Source organism: Collinsella aerofaciens (genome assembly GCF_039758965.1).
Taxonomy (GTDB): domain Bacteria; phylum Actinomycetota; class Coriobacteriia; order Coriobacteriales; family Coriobacteriaceae; genus Collinsella; species Collinsella aerofaciens_BR.
Genome location: NZ_JBDMSL010000005.1, coordinates 44,186 through 68,542 on the forward strand (window position 1 = coordinate 44,186; position 24,357 = coordinate 68,542).

21 protein-coding genes and 3 tRNA genes are annotated in these 24,357 nt (G+C 59.9%); 12 read left to right on the forward strand and 12 right to left on the reverse strand.

The window, feature by feature from the left end; translation table 11 throughout:
* The first annotated feature begins 68 nt into the window (after nt 1-68).
* Together ABHU32_RS02525 and ABHU32_RS02530 are read left to right on the forward strand one after the other, a co-directional pair.
* Nucleotides 69-1,469: a hypothetical protein gene (locus ABHU32_RS02525; protein WP_346978808.1), complete on the forward strand. Its 1,401-nt coding sequence runs from the start codon at nt 69-71 to the stop codon at nt 1,467-1,469.
* A gap of 7 nt (nt 1,470-1,476) precedes the next feature.
* A complete protein-coding gene (locus ABHU32_RS02530; RefSeq protein WP_346978810.1) occupies nt 1,477-1,926 on the forward strand; it encodes a VanZ family protein in 450 nt (149 codons plus the stop codon).
* Nucleotides 1,927-2,039: 113 nt separating this feature from the next.
* Here the strand turns inward: ABHU32_RS02530 and ABHU32_RS02535 are convergent, their stop codons facing one another.
* Together ABHU32_RS02535 and ABHU32_RS02540 are read right to left on the reverse strand one after the other, a co-directional pair.
* Entirely contained in the window at nt 2,040-2,930 is an 891-nt protein-coding gene (locus tag ABHU32_RS02535; RefSeq protein WP_022094812.1) for an ROK family protein, read from the reverse strand.
* A 141-nt stretch (nt 2,931-3,071) separates the two neighbouring features.
* Nucleotides 3,072-4,253 (reverse strand): pyridoxal phosphate-dependent aminotransferase, encoded by a 1,182-nt coding sequence (locus ABHU32_RS02540; protein WP_006235487.1) that lies wholly within the window; start codon nt 4,251-4,253, stop codon nt 3,072-3,074.
* A gap of 166 nt (nt 4,254-4,419) precedes the next feature.
* On the opposite strand from ABHU32_RS02540, the gene ABHU32_RS02545 reads away from it, so the two are divergent.
* From ABHU32_RS02545 to ABHU32_RS02555, 3 genes are all read left to right on the forward strand, one after another.
* A tRNA-His gene (locus ABHU32_RS02545) sits at nt 4,420-4,496 on the forward strand.
* Between the two features lie 22 nt (nt 4,497-4,518).
* Nucleotides 4,519-4,594: transfer RNA gene (locus ABHU32_RS02550), tRNA-Lys, on the forward strand.
* A gap of 43 nt (nt 4,595-4,637) precedes the next feature.
* Nucleotides 4,638-4,710, forward strand: a tRNA-Lys gene (locus tag ABHU32_RS02555).
* 263 nt (nt 4,711-4,973) lie between these two features.
* Here the strand turns inward: ABHU32_RS02555 and dinD are convergent.
* The 4 genes from dinD to ABHU32_RS02575 all read right to left on the reverse strand — a co-directional run bounded on the left by dinD (nt 4,974) and on the right by ABHU32_RS02575 (nt 9,536).
* Complete coding sequence (gene dinD, locus ABHU32_RS02560; protein ID WP_346978812.1) at nt 4,974-5,834, reverse strand: DNA damage-inducible protein D; 861 nt, start codon at nt 5,832-5,834, stop codon at nt 4,974-4,976.
* Nucleotides 5,835-5,995: 161 nt separating this feature from the next.
* Nucleotides 5,996-7,522 (reverse strand): FAD-dependent oxidoreductase, encoded by a 1,527-nt coding sequence (locus tag ABHU32_RS02565; RefSeq protein WP_346978814.1) that lies wholly within the window; start codon nt 7,520-7,522, stop codon nt 5,996-5,998.
* Between the two features lie 256 nt (nt 7,523-7,778).
* On the reverse strand, nt 7,779-8,783 hold the full coding sequence (locus tag ABHU32_RS02570) for a GGGtGRT protein (protein ID WP_006235553.1): 1,005 nt from the start codon (nt 8,781-8,783) through the stop codon (nt 7,779-7,781).
* Between the two features lie 18 nt (nt 8,784-8,801).
* Nucleotides 8,802-9,536, reverse strand: coding sequence for an iron-sulfur cluster assembly scaffold protein (locus ABHU32_RS02575; RefSeq protein ID WP_006235554.1), 735 nt, complete (start codon nt 9,534-9,536; stop codon nt 8,802-8,804).
* A 403-nt stretch (nt 9,537-9,939) separates the two neighbouring features.
* Here ABHU32_RS02575 and ABHU32_RS02580 point away from each other — a divergent pair, with 403 nt between their 5' ends.
* Entirely contained in the window at nt 9,940-10,752 is an 813-nt protein-coding gene (locus ABHU32_RS02580; protein ID WP_260698898.1) for a transposase, read from the forward strand.
* A gap of 659 nt (nt 10,753-11,411) precedes the next feature.
* On the opposite strand, the gene sufU is transcribed toward ABHU32_RS02580, so the two are convergent.
* The 5 genes from sufU to sufC are packed head-to-tail and all read right to left on the reverse strand — an operon-like array spanning nt 11,412 to nt 16,657.
* Nucleotides 11,412-11,846: a Fe-S cluster assembly sulfur transfer protein SufU gene (gene sufU, locus ABHU32_RS02585; RefSeq protein WP_260698897.1), complete on the reverse strand. Its 435-nt coding sequence runs from the start codon at nt 11,844-11,846 to the stop codon at nt 11,412-11,414.
* The gene (locus ABHU32_RS02590; RefSeq protein ID WP_346978815.1) at nt 11,839-13,164 is read right to left on the reverse strand and encodes an aminotransferase class V-fold PLP-dependent enzyme; all 1,326 of its coding nucleotides are present in this window, start codon (nt 13,162-13,164) and stop codon (nt 11,839-11,841) included. Before ABHU32_RS02590 ends, sufU begins: the two co-directional genes overlap by 8 nt.
* A complete protein-coding gene (locus ABHU32_RS02595) occupies nt 13,161-14,432 on the reverse strand; it encodes a SufB/SufD family protein (protein ID WP_346978816.1) in 1,272 nt (423 codons plus the stop codon). Before ABHU32_RS02595 ends, ABHU32_RS02590 begins: the two co-directional genes overlap by 4 nt.
* Nucleotides 14,432-15,844: a Fe-S cluster assembly protein SufB gene (gene sufB / locus ABHU32_RS02600; protein ID WP_117854891.1), complete on the reverse strand. Its 1,413-nt coding sequence runs from the start codon at nt 15,842-15,844 to the stop codon at nt 14,432-14,434. Before sufB ends, ABHU32_RS02595 begins: the two co-directional genes overlap by 1 nt.
* Nucleotides 15,845-15,856: 12 nt before the next feature.
* Nucleotides 15,857-16,657: a Fe-S cluster assembly ATPase SufC gene (sufC, locus tag ABHU32_RS02605; protein ID WP_117821353.1), complete on the reverse strand. Its 801-nt coding sequence runs from the start codon at nt 16,655-16,657 to the stop codon at nt 15,857-15,859.
* A 224-nt stretch (nt 16,658-16,881) separates the two neighbouring features.
* On the opposite strand from sufC, the gene ABHU32_RS02610 reads away from it, so the two are divergent.
* The 5 genes from ABHU32_RS02610 to ABHU32_RS02630 all read left to right on the forward strand — a co-directional run bounded on the left by ABHU32_RS02610 (nt 16,882) and on the right by ABHU32_RS02630 (nt 21,953).
* A complete protein-coding gene (locus ABHU32_RS02610) occupies nt 16,882-17,313 on the forward strand; it encodes an RrF2 family transcriptional regulator (protein WP_117790831.1) in 432 nt (143 codons plus the stop codon).
* 8 nt (nt 17,314-17,321) lie between these two features.
* Nucleotides 17,322-17,609 (forward strand): nucleotidyltransferase family protein, encoded by a 288-nt coding sequence (locus ABHU32_RS02615; RefSeq protein WP_035138649.1) that lies wholly within the window; start codon nt 17,322-17,324, stop codon nt 17,607-17,609.
* Nucleotides 17,596-18,015, forward strand: coding sequence for an HI0074 family nucleotidyltransferase substrate-binding subunit (locus ABHU32_RS02620; RefSeq protein WP_055286557.1), 420 nt, complete (start codon nt 17,596-17,598; stop codon nt 18,013-18,015). Before ABHU32_RS02615 ends, ABHU32_RS02620 begins: the two co-directional genes overlap by 14 nt.
* Before the next feature lie 127 nt (nt 18,016-18,142).
* A complete protein-coding gene (locus tag ABHU32_RS02625) occupies nt 18,143-19,954 on the forward strand; it encodes a VgrG-related protein (RefSeq protein ID WP_346978818.1) in 1,812 nt (603 codons plus the stop codon).
* A 202-nt stretch (nt 19,955-20,156) separates the two neighbouring features.
* Complete coding sequence (locus tag ABHU32_RS02630; RefSeq protein WP_346978819.1) at nt 20,157-21,953, forward strand: AAA family ATPase; 1,797 nt, start codon at nt 20,157-20,159, stop codon at nt 21,951-21,953.
* Nucleotides 21,954-21,977: 24 nt separating this feature from the next.
* Here the strand turns inward: ABHU32_RS02630 and ABHU32_RS02635 are convergent, their stop codons facing one another.
* Entirely contained in the window at nt 21,978-22,997 is a 1,020-nt protein-coding gene (locus tag ABHU32_RS02635) for a glycosyltransferase (RefSeq protein WP_346978820.1), read from the reverse strand.
* Between the two features lie 256 nt (nt 22,998-23,253).
* On the opposite strand from ABHU32_RS02635, the gene ABHU32_RS02640 reads away from it, so the two are divergent.
* Nucleotides 23,254-24,357 (forward strand): glycosyltransferase family 2 protein, encoded by a 1,104-nt coding sequence (locus tag ABHU32_RS02640; RefSeq protein ID WP_346978821.1) that lies wholly within the window; start codon nt 23,254-23,256, stop codon nt 24,355-24,357.

The following is a 24,357-nucleotide window of genomic DNA, read 5'->3' on the forward strand; positions in this document are numbered from 1 at the left end:
CCGCTTCATCTTCTCTCGCGCAGCCAACTGAATGATGCGATTTGGGTGCTGGAAGATGGGGAGAGCTCATGGCTTCTTCTGATGCAACACAACGAGCAGTCCTTGCCGGACTTTCGTGCGGGATCGGCCTTGCCGCTCCCGTGGTTATGTATGCCGCGACGCTGCCGTTTTCGTCTGTGAACGAGACGGTCGTGGCGGGTGCGGTTCCCTTCGCCGTGGGCGCGGTGGCGGGCGTGGGCATCTATGCCGCCTCGCTGGGTATCTCCGAGTATCGTGCGCAGCGTGAAGAGCGTCTGTTCCAGCCCGATGCCATGGGCGGTGCCGCCAATCTCAATCAGCATCAAAGCGAGTTCAAGACCGCCTCGATTTCAGCTCAGCAGCAGGATGCGACTCCTTACGCTGCGGCTTCTGATTCTCAGGCTCAGGCGGAGCAGTCTACCTCGGCATTCCTTTCCGGCCTGACTGGTGCGTTCCAGCGCCGTCATGCCGATGATGGTGTCCCTACCATCGCTCGAGCCGCAGATGCTATGGACGAGGACGAGGCTTGGTCCATGATCGACAGTATGCTTGACGACGATTCGCCGGTGAGCTGCGACCCTGCACACTCGCGCGACGTCTATCAAGTCGCCATCGACGAGCTCACCAACGGCGGGCAGACCGGCTCCTTCAATCGCGACGACATCGCCGCCGCGGCACGCGCCGTGTCTGGCTCCCAGGCCGCCCCTGCGGGCAGCACGGCGGCTTTCGTGGCACTCGTCGCCAACGCGGCAGCCAATAACGCCTACAGCGCTACCTCGGCGGACGCGAACGCTTCTGCCGACAATTCGTACGTTGATGAAGCCATGGCCGCGGACGAGGAGGCCGTTGCCGCCCGCCGTGCCGCCGAAAGCTCGCTGTGGGGCGCTCCTGCCCAGCAGCAGGCGGCTGAGGCTGCGCCGTACAATGTAAACCTCGCCAGCATGCCTATCATCTCCGGTGCCGCGGATATCGATTTCGATGACCTCGATGAGCCTGCAGCCATCACCGCATCGATTGATGCCCAAGATCGCATCGACACCGGCGACCTTCCGGATGCCTCACTCGAGGTTGATGTCCCCATGGCTGATTACTCGGGCCACGAGGACATGTGGGCCGCCGCCACCGCGATTCTGGATGAGATTGACGAGCCTGCTCCTGTTGCAGCCCCCGTTCCCGTCGCTGCCCCTCAGCCTGCTGCCCCCGCCTATGTCGGCCGTCACAGCGCTGTGTTCCCCGAGGATACTGCCCGTATCTCGCGCGAGAGCATCGAGCGGGCCGAGGCTATTGCCGCCGGCATTATGGAAAACCGTCGTCACGAGCGCGTCAATCAGATCCTCGAGGAGGAGATCGAGCGCCTGCAGTCCTCTACCGCCAAGCGTACGGGCCGTGCCTACCTGAGCGTTATCGAGGGCGGTACCGCCAGCTTCGCGCCGCTCCGCGCGGAGGCATAACTTCTGCATGGTTAAGATCAATCGAAAATGGGCGGTCGTGACCTGCCTGATGGCGCTCTTGATCTGGGGCAATTCGCTGGTTCCCGGCTCGGGGTCGGGCTCGCTGAGCCTAACGGTCATGGAAGCTATCCGCGGTTTCCTGCACGGCGTGGGACTTCCATATGAATGGGTGACCAACTTTGTTGTTCGCAAGTGCGCGCATTTTACCGAGTATATGGTGCTCGGCATCTTGGCAACGCACGCCTTTGATTTTGAGGGCCGGCGCACCTTTGACGTGCTGCTGCCCACGGCGGTGTTCCTGCTGCTGATTCCTTCGATCGACGAGACGATTCAGCTCTTTGTGCCGGGACGCGCCGGCATGATCACCGATGTGATGATCGACTGCTGTGGAGCGGCAACGGGCGTTGTGCTCCGATATCTACTACGATCGCTCATATGTGCCAAAAAGGCCGCCTAGGACGTATGCTTGGTGCTAGGCGGCCTTTTTTATTAGAGGGCTTATATAGGGCGTGGTGGCGTCGTTCCGTAGGTTGGATTTGCCGGGCGCGCCACGCCCTGTGGGTGCGTCTGTTACTGAAGCGCCTGCGCGCCCAGGGCCAGGCAGCCCATGATGCCCTGCTTGCCCTCAAGGCTGTTGTTGACAATATAGGTATCGATGTCGTTGACCTCGGGCGTGACGATATAACCGTTGAGCATCTCGGCGCACTTCTTGCGCGCGAGCGGCACGATGGGGGTGTGGTCGGCCACGCCGCCACCGATGATGATCTTTTGCGGCGCGTAGCACAGCGTGTAGGTCATGAGCGCCTGTGCCAGATAGCCGGCGAGCAGGTCCATGGCCTCCGGGTCATCGGCCATGTCTCCGGCGCTCTTGCCATCCCAGCGCTTTTTAACGCCGGGGCCGGCGATGAGACCCTCGAGGCAATTGTCGTGGAAGGGGCAGGCGCTGTGCTCGCCAATGGTGTCGCGCGGGTCGCGCGTGACCAGGATGTGGCCGGCCTCGGGATGCATCATGCCGTGTACGAGCTTACCGCCCGAGAGCACGCCGGCGCCCACGCCGGTGCCGATGGTCAGATACACAACGTCAGTGAGGCCCTGAGCGCAACCAAAGGTGACCTCGCCCAGGCAGGCGACGTTGACGTCGGTGTCGTAGCCGCAGGGGATATTGAGCTCGTTTTGGATAGTGCCCAGCAGGTCAAAGTAGCGCCATGCCGTTTTGGGCGTCTCCAGGATCTTGCCGTATTGGGGCGAGGCAGGGTTGACTGCGGTGGGGCCAAAGGCGCCGATGCCCAGCGCGGCGATGCCCTTGTCGGCAAACCATGCATTGACGGCCTCAACGGTCTCCTGCGGGGTCGTGGTCGCGATCTGCTCACGCTCCAGGACCGTACCGTCTGCATAGCCCGTGGCGCAGACCATCTTGGTGCCGCCGGCCTCGAGCGCTCCGATAAGCTGCTGTTCTGCCATAGTATTCCTCTCTCTGGGACGAGTTGCTCCGTGACTAAAGTATAGGGCTCTAAACCATTTAAGAAAGCGCTATAAAAAGAAGCCTCGCAACGTGGCGGGCGGTGCGGGGCTTCTTTGGTTGCTTTAGTTGCCGGGCCGTCCTTACCCGCGCGGCTTGATTTTATCACGTAGCGACTTGAGGTTCTCCAGTGCCGCGTTAAGCGTCTCGTCCCGCTTGGCAAAGTGGAAACGAATCAGATGGTTGACGGGCTCGCGGAAGAAGCTCGAGCCGGGCACGGCGCCCACGCCCACCTTGGATGCGAGGTCCTCGCAGAATTCGAGGTCGCTGTCATAGCCAAACTCAGAGATGTCCATCATGACGTAGTAGGCGCCCTGCGGCACGTTATGCTCAAGACCGATGCTATCGAGCCCCTGGCAGAACAGGTCGCGTTTGGCGGTGTAGAGGTCGAGGACCTCATCGTAATAGCTGTCGTCGAAGTTGAGGGCGGTGACAACGGCTTCCTGCAGGGGAGCGGCGGCACCCACGGTGAGAAAGTCGTGGACCTTCTTGATGCGCTCGGTGATCTGGGCCGGGGCGATGGTGTAGCCCAGACGCCAGCCGGTGATGGAGTACGTCTTAGACAGCGAGCTGCAGCTGATGGTTCGCTCGAACATGCCGGGCAGCGTGGCCATGTAGACGTGCTCATGGGGCGCGTAGACGATGTGCTCGTAGACTTCGTCGGTGATGCAGTACGCGTCGTACTTTTTGCACAGGTCGGCGATAAAGGTGAGCTCTTCGCGCGTAAAGACCTTGCCGCAGGGGTTGGAAGGGTTGCACAGGACGATGGCCTTGGGGTCGTTGTCGCGGAAGGCAGCCTCGAGCGCCTCGCGGTCAAAGTCGAATGTGGGCGGGTTGAGCGGCACATAGATGGGCTCGGCACCCGAGAGAATGGTGTCAGCGCCGTAGTTCTCGTAGAACGGCGAGAAGATGACGACCTTGTCTCCGGGGTTCGTAACCGTCATCATGGCGGCCATCATGGCCTCGGTGGAGCCGCAGGTGACCACGATATTCTGGTTGGGGTCGATCGGCATGCCCATAAAGTGCTCCTGTTTGGCGGCGAGCGCCTCGCGCATGGCCTGGGAGCCCCAGGTAATGGAGTACTGGTGGTAGAGCGGCTTGGGGTCGGCGGCGATGGTGCTCAGGCTGTTGAGCAGCTGCGCCGGAGGATCGAAGTCGGGGAAGCCCTGCGAGAGATTGACGGCATCGTACTTATTGGAGATGCGTGTCATGCGGCGGATGACCGAATCGGTAAATGTTGCCGTGCGGTTGGAGAGTTCTTTCATGCCGGTCCTTTCGAGGATTTGCAGTGGGGCAAGTTTACTCCTATGGAACCGGTGGGAATTGCTCGAAACGCGCTCGAAAAACTCTTTTCAAAATTCTTGAAAATTGGGGCTTGCATCGCGTGGCGTTCCTTGCAATAATAGTCGAGCGCGAAGCGCACAGGACACGGTGGGTGTAGCTCAGTTGGCTAGAGCGACGGGTTGTGGTCCCGTAGGTCGAGGGTTCGAGTCCCTTTACCCACCCCAGTTCTTGCTTCGTGTTGATATCGGGTCGTTAGCTCAGTTGGTAGAGCAGGGGACTCTTAATCCCAAGGTCCAGGGTTCGAACCCCTGACGGCCCACCACACGATATCTCCTCTAAAGTCCGCCATAACGGACTTTAGCTTTGGGTCGTTAGCTCAGTTGGTAGAGCAGGGGACTCTTAATCCCAAGGTCCAGGGTTCGACCCCCTGACGGCCCACCCAAAGATCGTTAAAGCGACTGGCTTAGGCTGGTCGCTTTTTTGTTGACCTCGCACGGGGTCGAACCCGTCGGGGCGCGGAGCTGAGGAAATGCGTAAGCATTTGCCAGCGCAGCGCGCAAGGCGCGAAGCGCCGCAGTGACCGCCTGCGCAGCAGGCTGACCCCCTGACGGCCCACCCAAAGATTGTTAAAGCGACTGGCTCAGGCTGGTCGTTTTTTGTTGACCTCGCATGGGGTCGAACCCGAAAGGGCGCGGCCGCTTTCACAGATTGAGTCTACCCTGGGGATCGGTGAAACCGTCAGTACCCTCCTTGAGTTTCTTCTCGTCTGCCTTCACGCGACGCTCGAGCTTTTTTGTATCCTCGGCAGGCGGTAGGTTCTCGGGAACAATTCCGCGGTCGATGAGGCTACCACGCACGCTCGTGTTGTTCTCGACGTGTTCTTGTTTGATCTGGTCCAGACCGTACAGGTCGTGTTCCTCGGCGTTGAAGGCCGTCATCGAGTTCGTGAGGTCCTTTGCTTTGATGAGAACATCGGCTAGCTTGTCCGCCAATGCAGCACTCTTGGGCACACCAAGCTGCCGCTTCATGTCCGCCGTGCTTCTGCCGCCGAATAACGCCTCATCGCCCTTCGACTTGATGATCGCGAATCCTTTGGAGTCCACGCCTCGTTTGAACGCAATGCCCGAGAGCTGTTTCTCTGAATCGGATAGCGAGTGGCGCGCCTGCAAGCGCTGAATCTCTGCGAAGCGCTGCTCTATGAGCTCTTGGCGGCGCGTCTGCACGGCAAAGTATGCCTGGGCGAGCGCGATCTCTGGCTTGTTTGAATCTCCGTTCTGCGCGATTAAATAGCATGCATAGCGCGTAAGTTTGTAGTCTTTAACCGCGCGAGCGGCGACACCGGCAGTTACCATTTTCGTGGTGTCACGAAAATGGGAATCAACTGGAGTTTTGTTTGTTTCGCATGAGACTTTTGCCCTCTTAACAACTTCGGCGAAGTTCTCCCATCGAGTGTACCCCATGGGTTCCATTAAATCGCGTGCGAGCCAATACTCAACGCCGTCTTCCACATTGGCGTAGCTATCAAGTTCGATACGCCACTTCTCGATATCTCTACTGTCCATATCTCCTCCTCGCTGGTCTATTTTCTATGCGGGCTTTGCCCGCTCTGTATTCAGAATAAGGATACGCTGTCGTGCGGACACGAATGGGCCCCGTGCTGCTTCGAGCTCACGGGGCCCATGGATATCGATTGGTTGTGTTCTGCTTTAGATAGGTGTCCGGTTTAATCCGCTCGATAGTGCGACCCGAGACTTTCGGTTCGCTTGCGCATGGCTTTGACCATTTCCTGTGCTAGTCGAATCTGCGATTGCAGGCGGGCGAGGGCAGCGATTTCGCTGTCGTTGGCATGTGGCTTATTTAGAGCCGTGGCTTCGTCTTGCAGGCTTTCAAGCTGTTGCAGGGCCTCGGATAGGCCTGTTTCGGTCCTGTTGATCATGCAATAGGTGCTCATCGTGTGCCTAAGGCTGTGTGTCAGGCGTTCGGCATCTGTTGTGGCAATGCCGTACTGGGGGAGGGTGATATCCGCCTTCAGGGCTGCCTCAGGCTCCTTCTGCGCTACAAGGGCTGCCGATGCGCCCGCGACGCGCCCGAACACGATGCCGTTGGCGCTTGACAAGCCACCAATGCGGTCGGCGCCGTGCATGCCGCCTGTCGCCTCGCCGCAAGCGTAGAGGCCCTCAACGCCCGTGTGCGCGGTCTTATCGATCTTGATGCCGCCGTTAGCGGCGTGGGCATACATCGCAACGCGCATCTCGTCGGTCGGCGCGATGCCGTGCTCGTCTTGCAGCCAGGTGGCAAAGGTCTGCACAAACTCTGGGACATCCTCGCGGGGGAAGTCGTAGTGGAGTGCCAGGCCTTCGGCACCTGCCTGTTCGATGACGAGATCGATAGCGCGGGAGGCCAAGCGTGACGTGAAGGGACCATATCCAGAGCGCTGCTCGAGCAGGTCGTCCAGCTTGTCGTCGGCAATATCTACCGGCTGGTCTACATGCACGTAGCGCCAGGTTTTCTCGTTGAAGACCAAGTTACGCCTGGGCTCGATGAAGCCAGGCATCATCTGCATGAACTCTATATTAGTAAGTGTTGCGCCGTGCGCCAGTGCGATGGCCTGCGAGGAGCTGAGCACATCAGCCGACGTAAGGCTGCGCTCGAACAGGCCGCCTGTGCCACCGGCTGCGATGATCGTGGCCTTGGCAGCAAAGGGCACGATTCGATTTTCGGTAAGGTCGTAGAGTACGGTTCCGGTTATTCTGCCGTTCGTGTCCTCAACAAGGTCGATAAGCTCATGGCGGGGGAGCAGGCGAATGCCGAGCGACTCGATCCAGGTCGTCAGAGCGTCCTCAAGGGGCTTGCGGGTGAGGCCGCGCCACATGCGCGTCTTGTGGTCAAAGCAGGGGATAAATTGCTTTTGTTGAGCACTCTTGGCGCTTTGCGGACGCTGGAGCTCAACGCCCAGGTCTTGCTCGAGCCAGTCAATCGCTTGGGGAATGCCGTGGACGAACGTTTGGACGAGTTCGGGGTCGGCAACGCCGCCGCCGACGGCCAGGATGGTGTCGATGAGGTCCTGCTCGTCGTCTTCGTCGACGGGACCGATGAGGCCGAGGCCCCAGGTACCCGGGAAGAAGCTCGATCCACTCATGGTCTTGCCGGCGCTTGCCACAGTGACGGTTGCACCCGTGCGTGCCGCTTCGATGGCGGCACAAAGGCCCGCAATGCCAGATCCAATTACCAGTACATCAGTCGATTCCATCGGATTCCTTTCTCGTCCGGCGCATTGTCGCACGGGTGATCGGCAATGGGGCCGCAAAGACTCGGCAAATCGGTAAAGGGCAAATATGGCAGGTGGGCGTCATGGACGCTCTGACGCTCCATCTCATCACATCTTGTATTTCGCCCCAACTGATATATCGGCATTAGCTACCCTGCGACAGCGCAAACAAAAAGAGCCGCTACCTGGGTGGGTAGCGGCTCCAAAGCTCAACTATATGAGCATCGCGCGGGCGCGATTAGGCCTTGAGGGCCTCCTCGACGGCGACAGCGCAGGCGACGGTGGCACCGACCATGGGGTTGTTGCCCATGCCGATGAGACCCATCATGTCAACGTGCGCAGGCACGGAGGAAGAACCGGCGAACTGGGCGTCGGAGTGCATACGGCCCATGGTGTCGGTCATGCCGTAAGAGGCAGGGCCGGCGCCCATGTTGTCCGGGTGCAGGGTACGACCAGTGCCGCCACCAGAAGCGACGGAGAAGTACTTCTTGCCAGCCTCGAGGCGCTCCTTCTTGTAGGTGCCAGCGACGGGGTGCTGGAAGCGCGTGGGGTTGGTGGAGTTACCGGTGATCGAGATGTCGACGTTCTCGTGCCACATGATGGCAACGCCCTCGCGGACGTCGTCGGCGCCGTAGCAGTTGACGGCGGCGCGGGGACCATCGGAGTAGGGGATGGTCTCGACGACCTTGAGCTCGCCCGTGAAGTAGTCGAACTGGGTCTTCACGTAGGTGAAGCCGTTGATGCGGGCGATGATCTGAGCAGCGTCCTTGCCCAGACCGTTGAGGATGACGCGCAGCGGCTTCTTGCGAGCCTTGTTGGCGTTTAGAGCCAGGCCGATAGCACCCTCAGCGGCAGCGAAGGACTCGTGACCGGCCAGGAAGGCGAAGCACTCGGTGTCGTCGGAGAGCAGCATAGCGCCCAGGTTGCCGTGGCCCAGACCGACCTTGCGGTCCTCGGCGACGGAGCCGGGAACGGTGAAGGCCTGGATGCCCTCGCCGATGATGGCGGCAGCCTCAGAAGCGGACTTGGCGCCACGCTTGACAGCGAGAGCGCAACCGAGGGTGTAGGCCCACTCGGCGTTCTGGAAGGCGATGGACTGGGTGTTGTTGACGATCTCACGCGGGTTGAAGCCCTTGTCGGTGCAGATCTGCAGAGCTTCCTCGAGGGAGGCGATGCCGTTGTCGGCGAGGCACTTGTTGATCTTGTCAGCGCGGCGCTCGTAACCTTCGAACGTAACAGTCATAGTTATTTCCCTCCCTTTCTACTCGTGAACCGGGAACACGCTGGCGACGGAGTGAGTCTCCTCGTCGGTGCGCGGGTCGATGTACTTGGCAGCGTTCTCCCACTGACCATAGTGGCCCATAGCGCCAGCGATGGCCTCCTCGGGGGTCTTGCCGGCCTTGACGGCGTCGGTGAACTTGCCGAGGTTCAGGAACTCGAATGCGATGATCTCGTTCTTGTCGTTGAGAGCCATGCGGGTGACGTAGCCCTGAGCGAGCTCGAGGTACCGAGCGCCCTTGGCCTTGGTGCCGAACATGGTGCCGACCTGAGAGCGAAGGCCCTTGCCGAGGTCGTCGAGGGAGGCGCCCACGGGCAGGCCGCCCTCGGAGAACGCGGTCTGGCTGCGGCCGTAAACGATCTGCAGGAAGATCTCGCGCATAGCAACGTTGATGGCGTCGCAGACGAGGTCGGTGTTGAGGGCCTCGAGGATGGTCTTACCGGGAAGGATCTCGGAAGCCATGGCGGCAGAGTGGGTCATGCCCGAGCAGCCGATGGTCTCAACGAGGGCCTCCTCGATGATGCCGTCCTTGACGTTCAGCGTGAGCTTGCAGGCGCCCTGCTGAGGTGCGCACCAACCCACGCCGTGCGTAAGACCGGAGATGTCGGAAATCTCCTTAGCCTGGACCCACTTGCCCTCCTCGGGGATGGGTGCGGGGCCGTGGTATGCACCCTTGGCAACGGGGCACATGTTCTCCACTTCCTGTGAGTACTGCATGCCTCTCCTCTCTATCGTGTTGGCGTCCCGTCTGGGGGTCGTGGCTGGCGATTGCCGGGCGACCCTTCGAAAGGGACATGACATGCAGCCCCTATAATACCGCGAAATGCACGGAATATTCGGCGAACGGCTCAGTTTTCGTAGCGAGAAGTCCGGAAGTTTTAATTGAAACGGTTTAACTCTATGTTCTGTGGTCGTGAGTTTCCGTAGAGGGGGTCCGTCTTGGGCAAGCTTTTGGTCCGCTCTTGCAAGCGTTGCAGTGGTTGACCTGTTGCAACGGTGCCGTTCGCCGCCTGTTTGCTGCCTTTGGCCGCACGAGTGTATTGTTTTGCGTGAATGTTTTGATGGCACGCTTCAATCGTGCTGTATTGGATGGTAAGCAGATCCCGGCGAAGGGAGCGCCATGCAGCGCGTTTGGAGAACGGTTACCGGCTTTTACCATGTCTGTGCCCGCGGTGTGGGCAAACAGCTCATCTTTGAGGGCGATGAAGACCGGTGGGAGTTTTTGGAGCTGATGCGCGAGCGCTGCCGCGAGGAGGGCGTGACGGTTATCGCCTGGTGTCTTATGGGCAATCACGTGCATTTGGTGCTTGCAGATTACGAGGACAGGATGAGCGCGGCAATGCACCGGCTGCTTTTGACATACGCGCGGCGGTTCAATAAGCGCACGGGGCGCACAGGCCATCTGTTCCAGAACCGTTTTGACCGGCGTTCGCTCGATACCGATTGGCAGGTGATGGAGGCTATTCGCTCCGTACACGCCGATCCGCAGGAGGTGGGCGTTAGCCTAATCGAGCGTTATCCCTGGAGCAGCTTTGCGGAACATCTGCGTTCTTACGACGGTGACGCGGCCGATGTCGCGAGGGGATTTTCTGATCCTTCTTGCGTGCTTGAGCTTTTTGGTTCTGCCGAGGGCTTTATTGCCTATTCGCTTTCGACGCCCGACGGCAGTGAGCCAGCGCTGTGCGATATGAAAGAGACGGAATGGGAACGCCACGCCTTTGCCGACAAGATGGCGAAGGAGCTCGGGGTTCCGCTTCGTGGGGTTAAAGTCGCACCGCCGGCGCAGCGCGATACCGTTATTTTTGGATTGCACGATGCCGGTTTTACGGTGCGCCAGATTGAGCGGTATACCGGGATTGGCAAAAGTACCGTCTCTCGTATCGTGCGCGCCCGCGCGCGAACGGCGATGCGGGCTGGCGGAAACGTGATGTAAGGTCGCCTGTTCACCGCAGTTGGGGTCGTCCATACGCCGCAACCAGCGTTCAAAAGCTTGGTACGGTAACTGCACTTCTTAATATGCATAGAACAATCGTCATCTTGCATAAAATAACAGCTCAGTCCGGGTTTGCCCGTGCCTACCCCCGTCTGCGCCGTGCAAAAAACGGAGTTTTCAGCATCGTGGTGCTGTCGGCACTGCCGCAGTCTTGCAACATACGGGTCCCGAAGCTATTTATGCCTTCCGATGCGCCTCCGAAGCGCATGTATGTGATCCCTGAGACCGCGATGCTTGTTCTAAAACACAATATATATGCGCCTGGAGACGTTGATTAACGCTTTCGATGCGTATACATACAGCTTGGCGTGCTGAATACTCGCAAAAATGCACGTCGCACCCTATGGGACCCGTCTGCGGCAGGCGCGAAGCGAGTCGGAGCTCAGCAGAACGGGGCTTGGCGCATTGCTTGGCGGGCCCGGGGCCCTGCCGCAGGCCTTTGGTGCTGTGGAAAACGCCCGTGTTCGCGTCTGGCCGTGTGGTAAATGACAGACGGGGCGCCGGACGCGCTGATTTTGTGTGTTCGTGCTCATTAGGAAAAACAGAGCCGCCCGTATCGGGCGGCTCGGCAATCAAAAACCTTGGATTCGGAGCATACGCTACTGGTTAGCTTGCCCCTCGAGCATGCCGTCGAGGGTGCGCCAGGCGAGCTCGGCGCATTTGACGCGGGCGGGCATGTGCGAGATGTCCTGGAGCTGGGCGGCTTCGTCCAGGTCTTCCAGGTCCTCCTCGGAGAGCTTCTCGCCGCGGATCATGGCGAGGAAGAGCTCTGCTAGGCGGCGAGCTTCCTCGACGGTCTCGCCGGTGATGAGGTCGGCCATGATGTCGGCGCTGGCCTGACTGATGGCGCAGCCGTGGCCGGTAAAGGAGGCCTCCTCGATCACGCCGTTCTCGACGCGCAGCTGCAAGGTGAGCTCGTCGCCGCAGCTGGGGTTGATGCCGTCGTGCTCGTGCGTGGGGGCATCCATCTCGTACTTGTAGTCGGGGTGCGAGTTGTGCTCCATAAACGTGGTGGAGGTGTACAGATTACCCATTGAACGTGCTCCAAACGTGATGCAGGCCGGCGATGAACTTATCGATGTCGGCCTTGTCGTTGTAGAAGGCCACGCTGGCGCGGCAGCAGGCGAGGTTCTCGACGCCCAGCCAGGTGAGTAGCGGCTGCGCGCAGTGGTGGCCGGCACGGATGCACACGCCGTCCATGTCCATGATGCTCGCGACGTCGTGCGGGTGGATGCCCTTGACGTTAAAGCTCACGACGCCGTGGTGGTTGTCCCAATAGATGGAGCCGATGATCTGAACAAAGTCGAGCTGCATGAGTTCGCCCATCAGGTAGTGGACGAGTGCCTGCTCGCGTGCCTGGATGTTTTCGTAGCCAACCGTGTTGACGAGGTAGTCGAGTGCCGCACCCGTGGCGAAGATGCCGGCGGCGTCCTGCGTGCCGGCCTCGAACTTCTCGGGGACGGGCGCCCAGACGGCGTCCTGCTCGGTGACCGAATCGATCATCTCGCCGCCGGTGAGCATGGGCGGCATGGCGTTGAGCAGGTCCATCTTGCCCCACAGCACGCCGATGCCCATGGGGCCCATGGCCTTGTGCGCGCTAAAGGCAAAGAAGTCGGCGCCCAGGTCGGCCACGTTGACCGGCATGTGCGGCAGCGACTGCGCACCGTCGACGACCAGGTAGCCGCCGTACTTGTGCACGAGTTTGCCGAGGTTCTTGACCGGGTTCTCGACGCCCAGCACGTTGGAGACCTGGCCCACGGCCAGGATCTTGGTCTTGGGACCAACCTTGGCAAGAACTTCCTCGGTGGTGAGCTGGCCGGTCTTGGTGGGGTAGAGGTAGACGAGCTTGGCGCCGGTCTCGCGGCAGACCTGCTGCCACGGAATCAGGTTGGAGTGGTGCTCCATGATGGTAATGACGACCTCGTCACCGGGCTCGAGCACCGTTGGCGCAAAGCTCTTGGCGACCAGGTTGAGCGACTCGCTCGTGTTGCGGGTGAAGACGACCTCGTTGGCCTGGGGAGCGCCGATGAGGTCGGCGATCTGCTGGCGGACCTTCGCGATGGCCTCGGTGGCCTCGACGGACAGCGAGTACAGGCCGCGCAGGGGGTTGGCGTTCATACGCTGATAGAAGTCGCGCTCGGCGTCGAGCACACAGGCAGGGCGCTGCGCAGTGGCGGCGCTATCGAGGAAGGCGATCTCGGGGTGCTGCTGGAAGAGCGGGAACTGCGCCTTGTAGGGGTTGGTCTCGATGTCTACGGTGGGCCAGCCGCGCGAAGCCTCGTCGCTGGCGTCGAGCTCCATGGGCTCGGGGGCAGTGCAGGTATCGCATTTAACGTGTTCGGTGTCGATCATGCGAGCTCCTCTTCAAAGTTGTCGATCAGGTTGTTGCCCAGGCGGACGACGGCTGCGCGGGTGCGCTCGTCGGTGGCGGAAAGCGCGGCGTCCTCCAGCTTGGCGCGGATGAACAAGTCCTCGGCGGCGTTTTGGTCAAGGCCGCGGCAGGCGAGGTAGAACAGCTGCTCGTCGCGGACGTGGCCGATCGTAGCGCCGTGGTTGCCGGCAACGTCGTCCTCGTCGCAGAGGATGACGGGGACGGTCTTGTTGTCGACGCCCTTGTTGGCGAGCAGCACGGTTTCGCGCTCGGTGCCGGTTGCGCCCTTGCAGCCGTGCACGAGGTCGATGGTGCTGCGGTAGACCTTCTTGGACGTGCCGGTCAGCACGCCGTTGGCGTCGATCTCGCACTCGGTCTTGCGACCGCGGTGGCGCAGCTCGTAGTTAAAGTCGTGCACCTGCTCTCGGGCGCCCAGGTAGTCAGTATCGATGGTGACCTTGGCGGTATCGCCCAGCAGGTCGCCGGCAAGGCCGGTGGCGCTGGCGCCAGCACCCAGGACGGTGTGCTGCACGTTGACGCGCGCGCCCTCGTCCAGGAACAGGCCGGTGTCGTCGAGCGCGATCCAGCTATCGTCGAGCGTCTGCGTGCAGGTCACGTTGACGGTGGCGTACTCGTGGGCGCACACGCGTAGCACGGAGCCCACGACACCCTCGCCGGTAACGGGGGAGTCTAGGGCGATCTGCAGATCGAGCGTCGACTGGGGACGAGCGACGACGTCGACGGCGGCGATGGCCGCGGCGGCATCGACACCGCTCACGTGCACGGTAACCGTGGCGTGCTTGTATGTGGGCACATCGATGACGATGCGCTTGGTGGCGTGCTCGGCCAAGTAGGCGTAGGCAGCCTCGCCCATGCCAGTCTCGAAGGCCTCGGCGGGGGAGAGCTCCTCCTCCAGCTTGATGGCGCCGGCCTGGTAGACGGAGGTGGCGGGCACGTCGAGCTCGGTCTCGGGCGTGATGCGGGCGCGGTCGGCGGCATCGCCGGGCGCGGAGGCGCGGCGCTCGGGGAAGCGCTCGGCCATGGCGTCCATGGCGGCTTCGAACGCGTCTGCCACGCCAGTAAACTGCTCGTCCAAGCCCTCGACCTCAACGGCCTCGGTGGGAGCGGCGGCAAGCTCGTCAGAGAGCTCGAGCTTGGTCTGATTCATCTTCAGCCAGCCCCAAGTGGCAGCCGGCATCGCGTTGACCTGCTCGAGCGTGGTAGCAGCGGTGTTGGTTTCCTGTTTCATTATCCGATCGCTCCTTCCATCTCGAGCTTGATCAGGTTGTTCATCTCGACGGCGTACTCCAGCGGCAGCTCCTTGGAGACCGGGTTGGCAAAGCCGTTGACGATCATGGTACGGGCTTCTTCCTCCGAGATACCGCGGCTCATCAGGTAGAACACCTTATCGTCGCCGATGCGGCCGATGGTGGCCTCGTGGCCGATGTCGACGTTCTTGGCGCGGATGTCCATGGCCGGAATAGTGTCGGAGCGGCTTTGGTCGTCGAGCATCAGCGACTGACAGCTCACGGTTGCCTTGGAGCCCTCGGCCTTGGGCGTGGCAACGATAGAGCTGCGGAAGGTCTGGATACCGCCGCTCTTAGAGATGCCCTTGGTCTCGACGGTTGCCGAGGTATCGGGTGCGTTGAGCACGACCTTGCAGCCGGTATCGAGGTTCTGACCGGCGCCGGCAAAGGTGATGCCGGTAAAGCTCGACCGGGCGCGGCGGCCGTTGAGCACGCTCATGGGGTAGAGGTAGCCCACGTGGCTGCCGAAGGAGCCGCTGATCCACTCGATGTCGCCGTCCTCGTCCACGCGCGCACGCTTGGTGTTGAGGTTGTACATGTTCTTGGACCAGTTCTCGATGGTCGAGTAGCGCAGGTGCGCACGCTTGCCCACAAAGAGCTCGACGGCGCCGGCGTGGAGGTTGGCCACGTTGTACTTGGGCGCGGAGCAACCCTCAATGAAGTGCAGGTCGGCGTCGTCCTCGACGATGATGAGCGTGTGCTCAAACTGGCCGGCGCCCTTGGCGTTAAGGCGGAAGTAGCTCTGCAGCGGGAAGTCCAACTTGGTGCCCTTGGGCACGTAGACAAACGAGCCGCCCGACCACACGGCGCCGTGCAGGGCCGCAAACTTGTGGTCGGTGGGCGGGATGAGCGTCATAAACTTCTCGTGGATGAGCGGCTCCCACTGCGGGTCATGCAGGGCTTCCTCAATACCGGAGTAGACGATGCCCATCTTGGACGCCGTGTCCTGCATGTTGTGGTAGACGAGCTCGGAGTCGTACTGCGCGCCGACACCCGCTAGGTAGCTGCGCTCGGCCTCGGGGATGCCCAGGCGCTCAAAGGTGTTCTTGATGTCGTCGGGCACCGACTCCCAGTCGTGCTTTTGATCGGTGTTGGGCTTGACGTAGGTGACGATGTTGTCCATGTCCAGGCCCTCGATGGAGGGGCCCCACGTCGGGTCGGGAAAACGATTGAAGATCTCGAGGGACTTGAGGCGCAGGTCGAGCATCCACTGCGGCTCGTCCTTTTTGGCGCTGATCTCGCGCACGATGTCGGGCGTGATGCCGGCGTCGAGGCGCTCGAATCCCTCCTCGCCATAGGTGAAGTCGTAGAGGCTGCGGTCGATGTCCGCGACCTCGGTGCGGTTCTTGGTCATTGCGTCGCCCCTTTACGCCTGCTGCTCGGCAGCGGCAGACTCGGCCTGGGCGCGCTGCTCGGCGGCCTCGCGCTCGAAGGTCTCAAAGCCGTTCTTGTCGATCCAGGGGATGAGCGAGGCGTCGTCCTCGCGCACGATGTGGCCCTTGACCATAACGTGGACGCGGTCGACATCCAAGTGCTCCAAAATGCGCGTGTTGTGCGTGATGATGAGCATGGAGCCGTCGCAGCTCTTGCGATACGCGTCCATGCCGTGGCTGACGGTGGACAGGGCGTCGACGTCTAGGCCCGAGTCGGTCTCGTCGAGGATGGCGAGCTTGGGCTGCAGCAGCAAAAGCTGGAGCATCTCGACCTTCTTCTTCTCGCCGCCCGAGAAGCCCACGCCCAGCTCACGGTTGAGGTAGGCGGTATCCATGTTGAGCTCGGCCGCGAGTTCCTTGACGCGACGGCGGAACTCCTTGCCCTTCATCTCCAGGCCGGGGCGGCCGGCGATGCTGGCGCGCAAAAAGCTCGACAGCGGCACGCCCGGAATCTCGACCGGGGCCTGGAAGCTCAGGAACAGGCCGGCGCGCGAGCGCTTGTCGGTGGTGAGCTCGGTGATGTCCTGGCCGTCAAAGACGATGCGGCCGTCGTTGACCGTGTAAACGGGGTCGCCCATGACCAGGTGGCCGAGGGTGGACTTGCCGGCGCCGTTGGGTCCCATCAGCACGTGGGTCTCGCCGGCGGCGACGTTGAGGTTGACGTTGTGGAGGATGGTCTTCTCGTCCACGGAGGCGGTCAGACCTTCGATGGAAAGCAGCGGATTTGCGCTCATGCTGTCCCTCTCTGTATATGGTGTACTCATAGGTGTACTAAACCCTAGGAATCTTCTCGGAATAAAGTTACTATGGGTTCGGCGTTAGTCAAGGGAAAACCCGACTAATCCACTCGACTTTTCAAATTCTGGGACAAAATAACCTGTTGTGTTTGTCCCACTTACTTTAAATTTGGGACAAACAAACCTGGTTATGTTGTCCCAGATGCGATGGGAGGGTAGGTATGCTCATTTCTTCCAAGGGCCGCTATGCCCTCCGACTGATGATCTATATCGCGGCGCTGGGCGACGCCGAGGGCAAGATTGCCTTGCGCGAGGTTGCCGACCGCGAGCATATCTCGCAAAAGTATTTGGAGCAGCTGGTGCGTCCGCTTATGAAGGCGGACCTGCTTAAGAGCGTGCGTGGCAAGGGCGGCGGCTACATGATGGCCAAGGACCCGGCCGAGGTGCGTGCCGGCGACATCTTGCGTGCCGTTGAGGGCAGCACGGCTCCGGTGGCGTGCGATGGCATCGACAACAGCTGCGCCCGCAGTGACTTGTGTTCCACCGTCAAGTTCTGGCGTGGCCTTGACGAGGTCATCGAGAACTATGTCGACGGCGTGACGTTGGCCGACCTGGCCGCCGTCCCCGAAATCAACTTCGACATTAAGCTGTAGGGCTGCAAATGGCATCTCTCGACAAGGTGTATAAGCAAATTGAAGTTTTTGCTCGGGAATGTGACGCCGAGAAGGTTGTGCTGTTTGGCTCCCGCGCTCGAGGTGACAACTTGCCTAAGAGCGATATTGACATCGCCGTAGCAGGTTGCCGGGATTTCGGCCGGTTGTCATATTTGATCGAGGAGCGTCTTGATACTCTTTTAGATGTAGATGTCGTCAATCTCGATGAGCCCTTATCGCAGCAATTGCTCGATGAGATTGCCAGGGATGGTGTGATTCTGTATGAAAAAATATGAGAACTTTGTTAGCGCCTTGGCGAATCTTGAGGATGCGCCCAATCAGGATCTCAACAATGATTTTGTTCAGAGTGGATTGATTAATAAGTTCAATCTTCAATTTGAACTGAGCTGGAAGCTCCTTAAGCGTCTGCTCGAGTATGAGGGCGCCACGCTTGCCGCGTCGGGGTCTCCTCGTGCCATCTTGAAGGAGTCGTACCGATTCTACGACTTTATTGATGAGGCGGCCTGGCTAGACATGCTCAGAGACCGCAATACGAACGTCCATATCTACGACAACAAGCTCGCTCAAGATTTGATTCAGCGCATCTTGAACGTCTATATCCCCGCTTTCTGTCAGTTGAGGGACGGGCTGATGGAGCGATACGGCGAGCTTCTGATGGCGCCCGACGACCAGTTTGTTTAATTCCTTAAGATTTCGCGGAAGGTTGTTGCCGTTTACCGAGGGGTTGTTGTGCAACAACGGACGAGCTGCAATACTGATTCTATCTTTGCAAACTGCACTTTAACTACACCAATGCAGGGAGGATCTTATGCAGCCCAAGCATTCTGCTATTGTCGCGGGTCTGACGCTGGCGCTTTCGTTTGGCGCCGTTTCCGCGCCGGCACCCGCCGCTGCCGAGGAGCCCACGCCAGGCGTTGCCTCGGATGCCACCGATATCGATAAGGGTCTCTACACCCAGCAGTCCTTCTCGGGCGTGCTGAGGTCGGTCCAGGGCGTTTCGTTTGTCAACGTGACTACCGAGATGAAGTACTTTACCAAGTACGAGAGCCATGGTAACTACAACCAGGGCTTTTCGTATGGTGACGGCTACAACGCGCTGGGCTATTACCAGTTCGACCGTCGTTGGTCGCTCATTCCGTTTATGAAGCAGGTTTACAACTACGATTCTGCCAAGTACGGCATGCTCAAGGATGCGATTGATCGCGGCAGCGAGATTTCCAACGCGAGCAATGCCATGTACGAGAACGACCAGCTTACCGAGCTGGGCCGTATTGCACAGGAGGCCTTCCAGGGTGCTTATAACACCGATCCTGCTGAGTTTTCGGCTCTGCAGGATGCGTATGCGTACAACTCGTACTATGCGGTGACCGAGGCGTGGCTCAAGAGCGGCCTGGGTATTGATATTTCGGGCCGCGCCGATTGCGTCAAGGGCATGGTGTGGAGCATTACCAACATGTGCGGCACTGGTGGCTGCAGGGACTTTTTCCGCTGGGCGAATCTTTCCAACGATATGTCCGACCGCGAGTTTGTGACGGCGCTTTCCAACAGCGTGGTCAATAACGTGGCGACCAAGTATGCAAGCCAGCCCCAGTACCACGAGGGCTGGAAGAACCGCTACCGCAACGAGCTAAAGGACTGCTTGGTTTATATCGCTGAGGACGAGGCAGCCGCTGCGACGCCCGTGCAGCCCGAGCCTACGCCGGCGCCCTCGCCGACACCTGATTCGAATGACGACTCGAGTGACGATGCCAACGATGACAGGATGGATGCGCCCTCGACCGATGCTGACGGTAATGGCTCTGCTGGTGGCACTACCAACGACGGCTCTACCTCGAACGGCTCCGATTTGAACGGCTCTGCTGCGGGTGATTCGTCTCCAAGCTCTGCCGGCAATACGGACAGCGACGCTTCTGGTTCGACCGACGCTGACACCTCTAACTCATCCATCGGCTCGAGCGATTCGTCCGTTGACACCGGCTCTAACAACGGCTCCGGCTCTGACACGACCCCTGATTCCGATGCTTCCAAGGACGACTCGAATAAGGCGCCGGACGCTCCCGTTGCTTCGCCGGACAAGAAGCCTTCTTTCTCCGAGCAGCTTGGTTCTACGCTGGGTTCTTCGCTGATGGCTGGCGTCAATAACGGCTCGGCCCAGAACAAGGACAACTCTGATCAGGGTTCCACGGAAAAGACCGAGGCCGCAAGGGACGACTCCAAGGACAAGGCTTCCGAGAAGACCGAATCCGATAAGGGTTCTAGCTCTGAGGAGAAGGGCGACAAGTCCGAACAGAAGAAGGACGAGGATAAGAAGTCTGAATCTGAGGAGAAGGACGAGAGCAAGGGCAAGACCAAGGACGGAAAGCAGCAGGGCGAGGACAACGGTAAAGGCAACACTGACAACCGGAACCAGGAGCAAAATGACTCCAAAAAGGTGACCACCACGACGACTACAACGACCAAGTCATCTGGCGGTAACATGCCCAAGACGGGCGACCTTATCGTTATGGCGAGCCTTGCCAGTGCAAGCTTAGCCACACTGGGCGCTACGTCTATCGTAAGTGGTAAGCATAAGCTCGATCAGCAGAAGAAAGCTTCTGGGGAGGACAGCTCGGAGGAGTAGCCTCTCGGTTGCTAGATAACTAAAGAGTTGGGACGGGGTCCGGTGCGAATGCATCGGGCCCCGTTTTGTTGTGCAACGATTGGTTGTGCCCCCTCACGCCTCTTGTTGCTACCGTTGCCCGATATGTTTGCGCGGTGACATCGGTACATGCGATGCGGTCATTACAATTGGCGTCGTGCTGCGATTTAGGGGGAACGTTTTGGTGTCTGAACAGGCAAATAATGGTTGTGCTGCCGGCTTTGACGTGCGTTTGATTGGCTGTGTCGACGATGCAGTTTTGCCCATTGGCATGCACGACTATGCGGAGGCTCTTGGTTGCTGCACGCTGGTCGACAAGACCATGTTTATTGCCGATGCGTTGGACTGCGACGCGTCCGTTGTGGTGTGCTGTCGACCCGAGGGTTTTGGCAAGAGCATGAACTTGTCGATGCTCAGGGCTTTTCTGGAGCGTCCTGCGGTCGGTCGCGCCGGTCGGAGCTCGTTTGCCGATGCTCAGATTTGGGATGCAGACGGCGGGCGTTATCGGGATGAGTATGCTTGCTATCCGGTGATATCGCTGGACTTTTCTGGCGCTACGAGGCGTGGCCCCGCTGTTGCCGGCGTCGTGCGCGATGTCCTTTCGGGCGAGTGCGCTCGCTTGTTGGCGCTCTTGGGGGCTCCGGATTTAGCTCGAGATAAGGTGCGTCACATCGAACGCGTCGCGCGCGGCGTGGCGAGCGCGGACGAGGTTGACTCGGTGCTCGGTGTGCTCATAGAGCTGCTGAAGATGGCCTGCGATGAGCAGGTTGTATTGCTCGTTGATGGGTACGACGCGGCGTGGTTGGGCCGTGCGAGCGCGAGGGGCGCTTCCGGCGCCGATTCGGCGGATCTATTTGATCGCGTGCTTTTCGAGGCCATTGCCACTGCGGGCGATTCGTTGCGGCTGACGTGTCTGATGGGGGAGTGTCCCCGTCCTGCTGAAGTGGCGCTTTCTTTGCATGGCTGCTCGTATTGTCTGACGACGCCGCTTTCGACCTGGTGTGACCGTTGGTTCGGCTTTTCGGATGCCGAGGTCCAGGCTCTGTTGAATCATGCTGGGCGCGAGGAATACCTTGATGATGCGCGTGAATGGCTCGAGGGGTATCGGTTTGGCAGGGCCTATTGCTCGAGTCCAGAGCGTGTGATCGGTTTTCTGGACCGAGGCTGTACGGCGCCTGTGCGTGCCGATCTGTATGGATATGCCGATTGCCTGAGTAGGGTAGTTGCCGGGTGGAATCTCGACCGCCTTTCGGTCTTCTTTGATTTGCTCGAGGCCCATGGGTGCGCTGAGGTCCCGCTTTGTTTGGGCACTGCAGAGCCAGATGTCTCGCCTGACGATGGCATGTGGACAGCGCTATATCTGTCCGGTTTTCTTACGACGGATATGACTGAGGAGCCAGAGCATGGCGATCGCCTCCGTGCTTTGCGATTGCCCAATAACGAGCTTCGACAGGCCTTGCGTCTAGTGATTGTTGAGTGGTTTGAGTGCGCTGCCGAAGACATTCGAGACGTCGATGCGTTTCGCGACGGGCTGTGCCGTGGGGATGAGGATGCGGTGAGGCGGGCGCTAAGCCGCATCCTGGGTGATGCGGGAATCGGTGAGACCGACCTAGATACGCCGCTGCCATATCATCTGCTCTTGCAGGGGCTCTGCTTTGGCTTGCCGGGCTATGCCAATCCTGCCTCGAGGCGAAAGTGTGGCGCGGGTCGCTGGGACATCCAGGTTTTCCCTACGGGTGCTGTGTTCGACGTAGCAGACACGATTGGCATGCTGGACGAGCGCCCGCTGATAACGATTAACTTGATGTATGACCCCGATGTGGATGCGTTGGGCCTGGAATTGCTGGCCGTGCAGTCGCTACTCGACATAGAGCGCGGCGGCATCGACGAAATCCGTGTACCGCGCCCCGGCGTGGGTCGCATGCGCTGGGGGTTCGGTTTTGATGGGCAGCATGTGGCTACGGTGTGCCAGCTGCTTTAAGCGCCGAGGTGTTTCCGGCTTCCGTTACTCCGCGTCCTTCAGGGGCGGCATGGGCTTCCAGTTGGGATCCTTGACGATCTTGCGGGCGTCCTTCATGCCTCGGCGCAGCGCCGGAATACCGGTCTTAAAGCACTTATCGACCGCAGCCAGGCGAATGAACTCCTTGCAGAAGGTCGCGACGTTGCCCAGACGGAACAGCACGGGGTGATAGTCGCCGTAAATCTGCATGTAGCGGGCCAGATAACCGCGGTTGCGCATGATGTAGTAACGGTTGGTGTCGCTCGTAGAGTTGAGCTGGCGCTTGCCGGCGATATCCCAGTTAGAGACGGCGCGGGCGCGCTTGAGCACCACGTCGGCGACCACGGCGGCGGGGAAGTGTTGGCTGGCTACGTAGCCGTAGCAGGCATCGTCGCCGTAGATAAAGAAGCGCGCATCGGGCAGGCCGATCTTGTCGACTACGCGGCGTGAGAACATGCCGCCCTCAAAGCACAGCTGGTTCATGGCGCGGTAGCCCTCGGGGCCCAAGTCCCACTTGGCGACAGGGTTGGGGATGCCGAGCGAGAGGATGAGCTGGTACTGCCAAAAGAAGGCGCCGCCGTCAAAGTCCAGGCGCGAACCCTGGATGACATCGTAGCGGTCGGTCCACTTGGCAAGACGCTCGATACCTTCGGGGATGACGAGCACGTCGTCGTCCATGACCCAAAACCACTGGGCGCCCAGGTCATAGGCGCATTTGGTGCCGGCGGAAAATCCGCCCGCGCCGCCACCGTTTTCAACCTGCGGCGCGTAGATAACGCGGTCGGTGCCGACCTTCGCGTCGGGCTGATCGATGTCGGTGCCCCACAGGTTGGCCAGGCGCTCGTTGAATGCGGTGCACATGGCCTCGGTCTCGCGCGAATTCTCGTTATCGACAATCACGATGCGCCAGGGCGTTGCCGTGAGCTCGGTCATAGAGTCGAACAGGTTGGCCAAGAGCTCCTGGCGCTTGTACGTAACGACAACGATGGCGAGCTTATCGATGGGAGCGGGAAGGGTTGAAGGCATGGGGCAATATATCCTTTCACGTGCGGCGCGCATGCGCTGCACGGAAGCTATCGAATACGTCCTTGGGACTGTCCTATTGTAAAGGCTCGGCGCACCTTGGCGGCAAGCTTTGAATAAAACGCAGGAACCTGCCATGGGCCCGCCGCATGACGTGGGGCTGCTTTGCCCGCAAGAGGCTCCATAGATTATATAAACGCCCGCTGGCGCGCTGACCCTTTGATACCATGAAACGACAGGTATTTCCTAAGGAGCACATTTGTCTACTAACGCCTCTGGCAGCCCTGTTCTGTCGCTGCTTATTCCCATTTACAATGTTCAGCGCTACCTGCGCGAGTGCCTCGATTCCGCCCTGGCGCAGACGCTCAAGGATATTGAGATCATCTGCATTAACGACGGGTCGACCGACAACTCGCCGGCGATTATCCGCGAGTATATGGAGCGCGATAGGCGCGTCAAGATGATCGACAAGGCCAACAGCGGCTACGGCGACTCGATGAACCACGGTCTGGAGATGGCGCGTGGCAAGTACGTTGGCATCTTGGAGTCCGATGACTTTATGGCGCCCGACGCACTCGAAAAGCTTGTCTCGGCCGCCGATAGCAATAATGCCGACTTTGCGAAGGCGAACTTTGATTTCTACTGGTCTAAGCCCGAGGAGCGCCGTTCGCTGCACGAGATGTTTAAGGCCAAGGACTGCGGTAAGCCGGTGCACCCGAGCGACACGACGCAGTTCTTTAAGCAGAAACCGTCGATTTGGTCGGCTGTGTACCGTCGCGATTTTCTTGAGCGCAACGGCATCAAGTTCTTGCCGACTCCGGGAGCATCCTTTCAGGACACGTCGTTTGCCTTTAAGGTGATTGCCTGCGCCGACAAGGCCGTTTACCTGCACGATGCCGTGCTTTCGTATCGTCAGGACAACGAGAACTCCTCGGTCAATTCTTCGGCTAAGGTCTTTTGCGTCAATACCGAGTATGCCGAGATCGAACGTTGGATCCGAGAGGATTTTGCCCGCGATCACGCAAGCGATGACGTCGCGCGCATGCTCAAGTTCAATCAGCTCATTAAGTACGACTCGTATATGTGGAACTATGTGCGCTTGGCGCCTAAGTTCTATAAGGAGTTCCTGGCTCAGATGGCCAAGGAATTTCAGGCGGCCTTGGATGCCGGGGACTTTTCGCTTGACGACCTCAAGCCGTGGAAGCGCGCGAACCTCGCTGCCATCCTCAAAGATCCTGAGGGCTGGGTTGACGAGCATCCGAGTTTTGCGACGGATGGTGCCTTGGGGCGTGCTAAGTATTACGCCTCGGTTGGAGGCCCAGGTGTGGTCGCCGCCTTCCTCATCGAATCGCTGAGGGGGTAG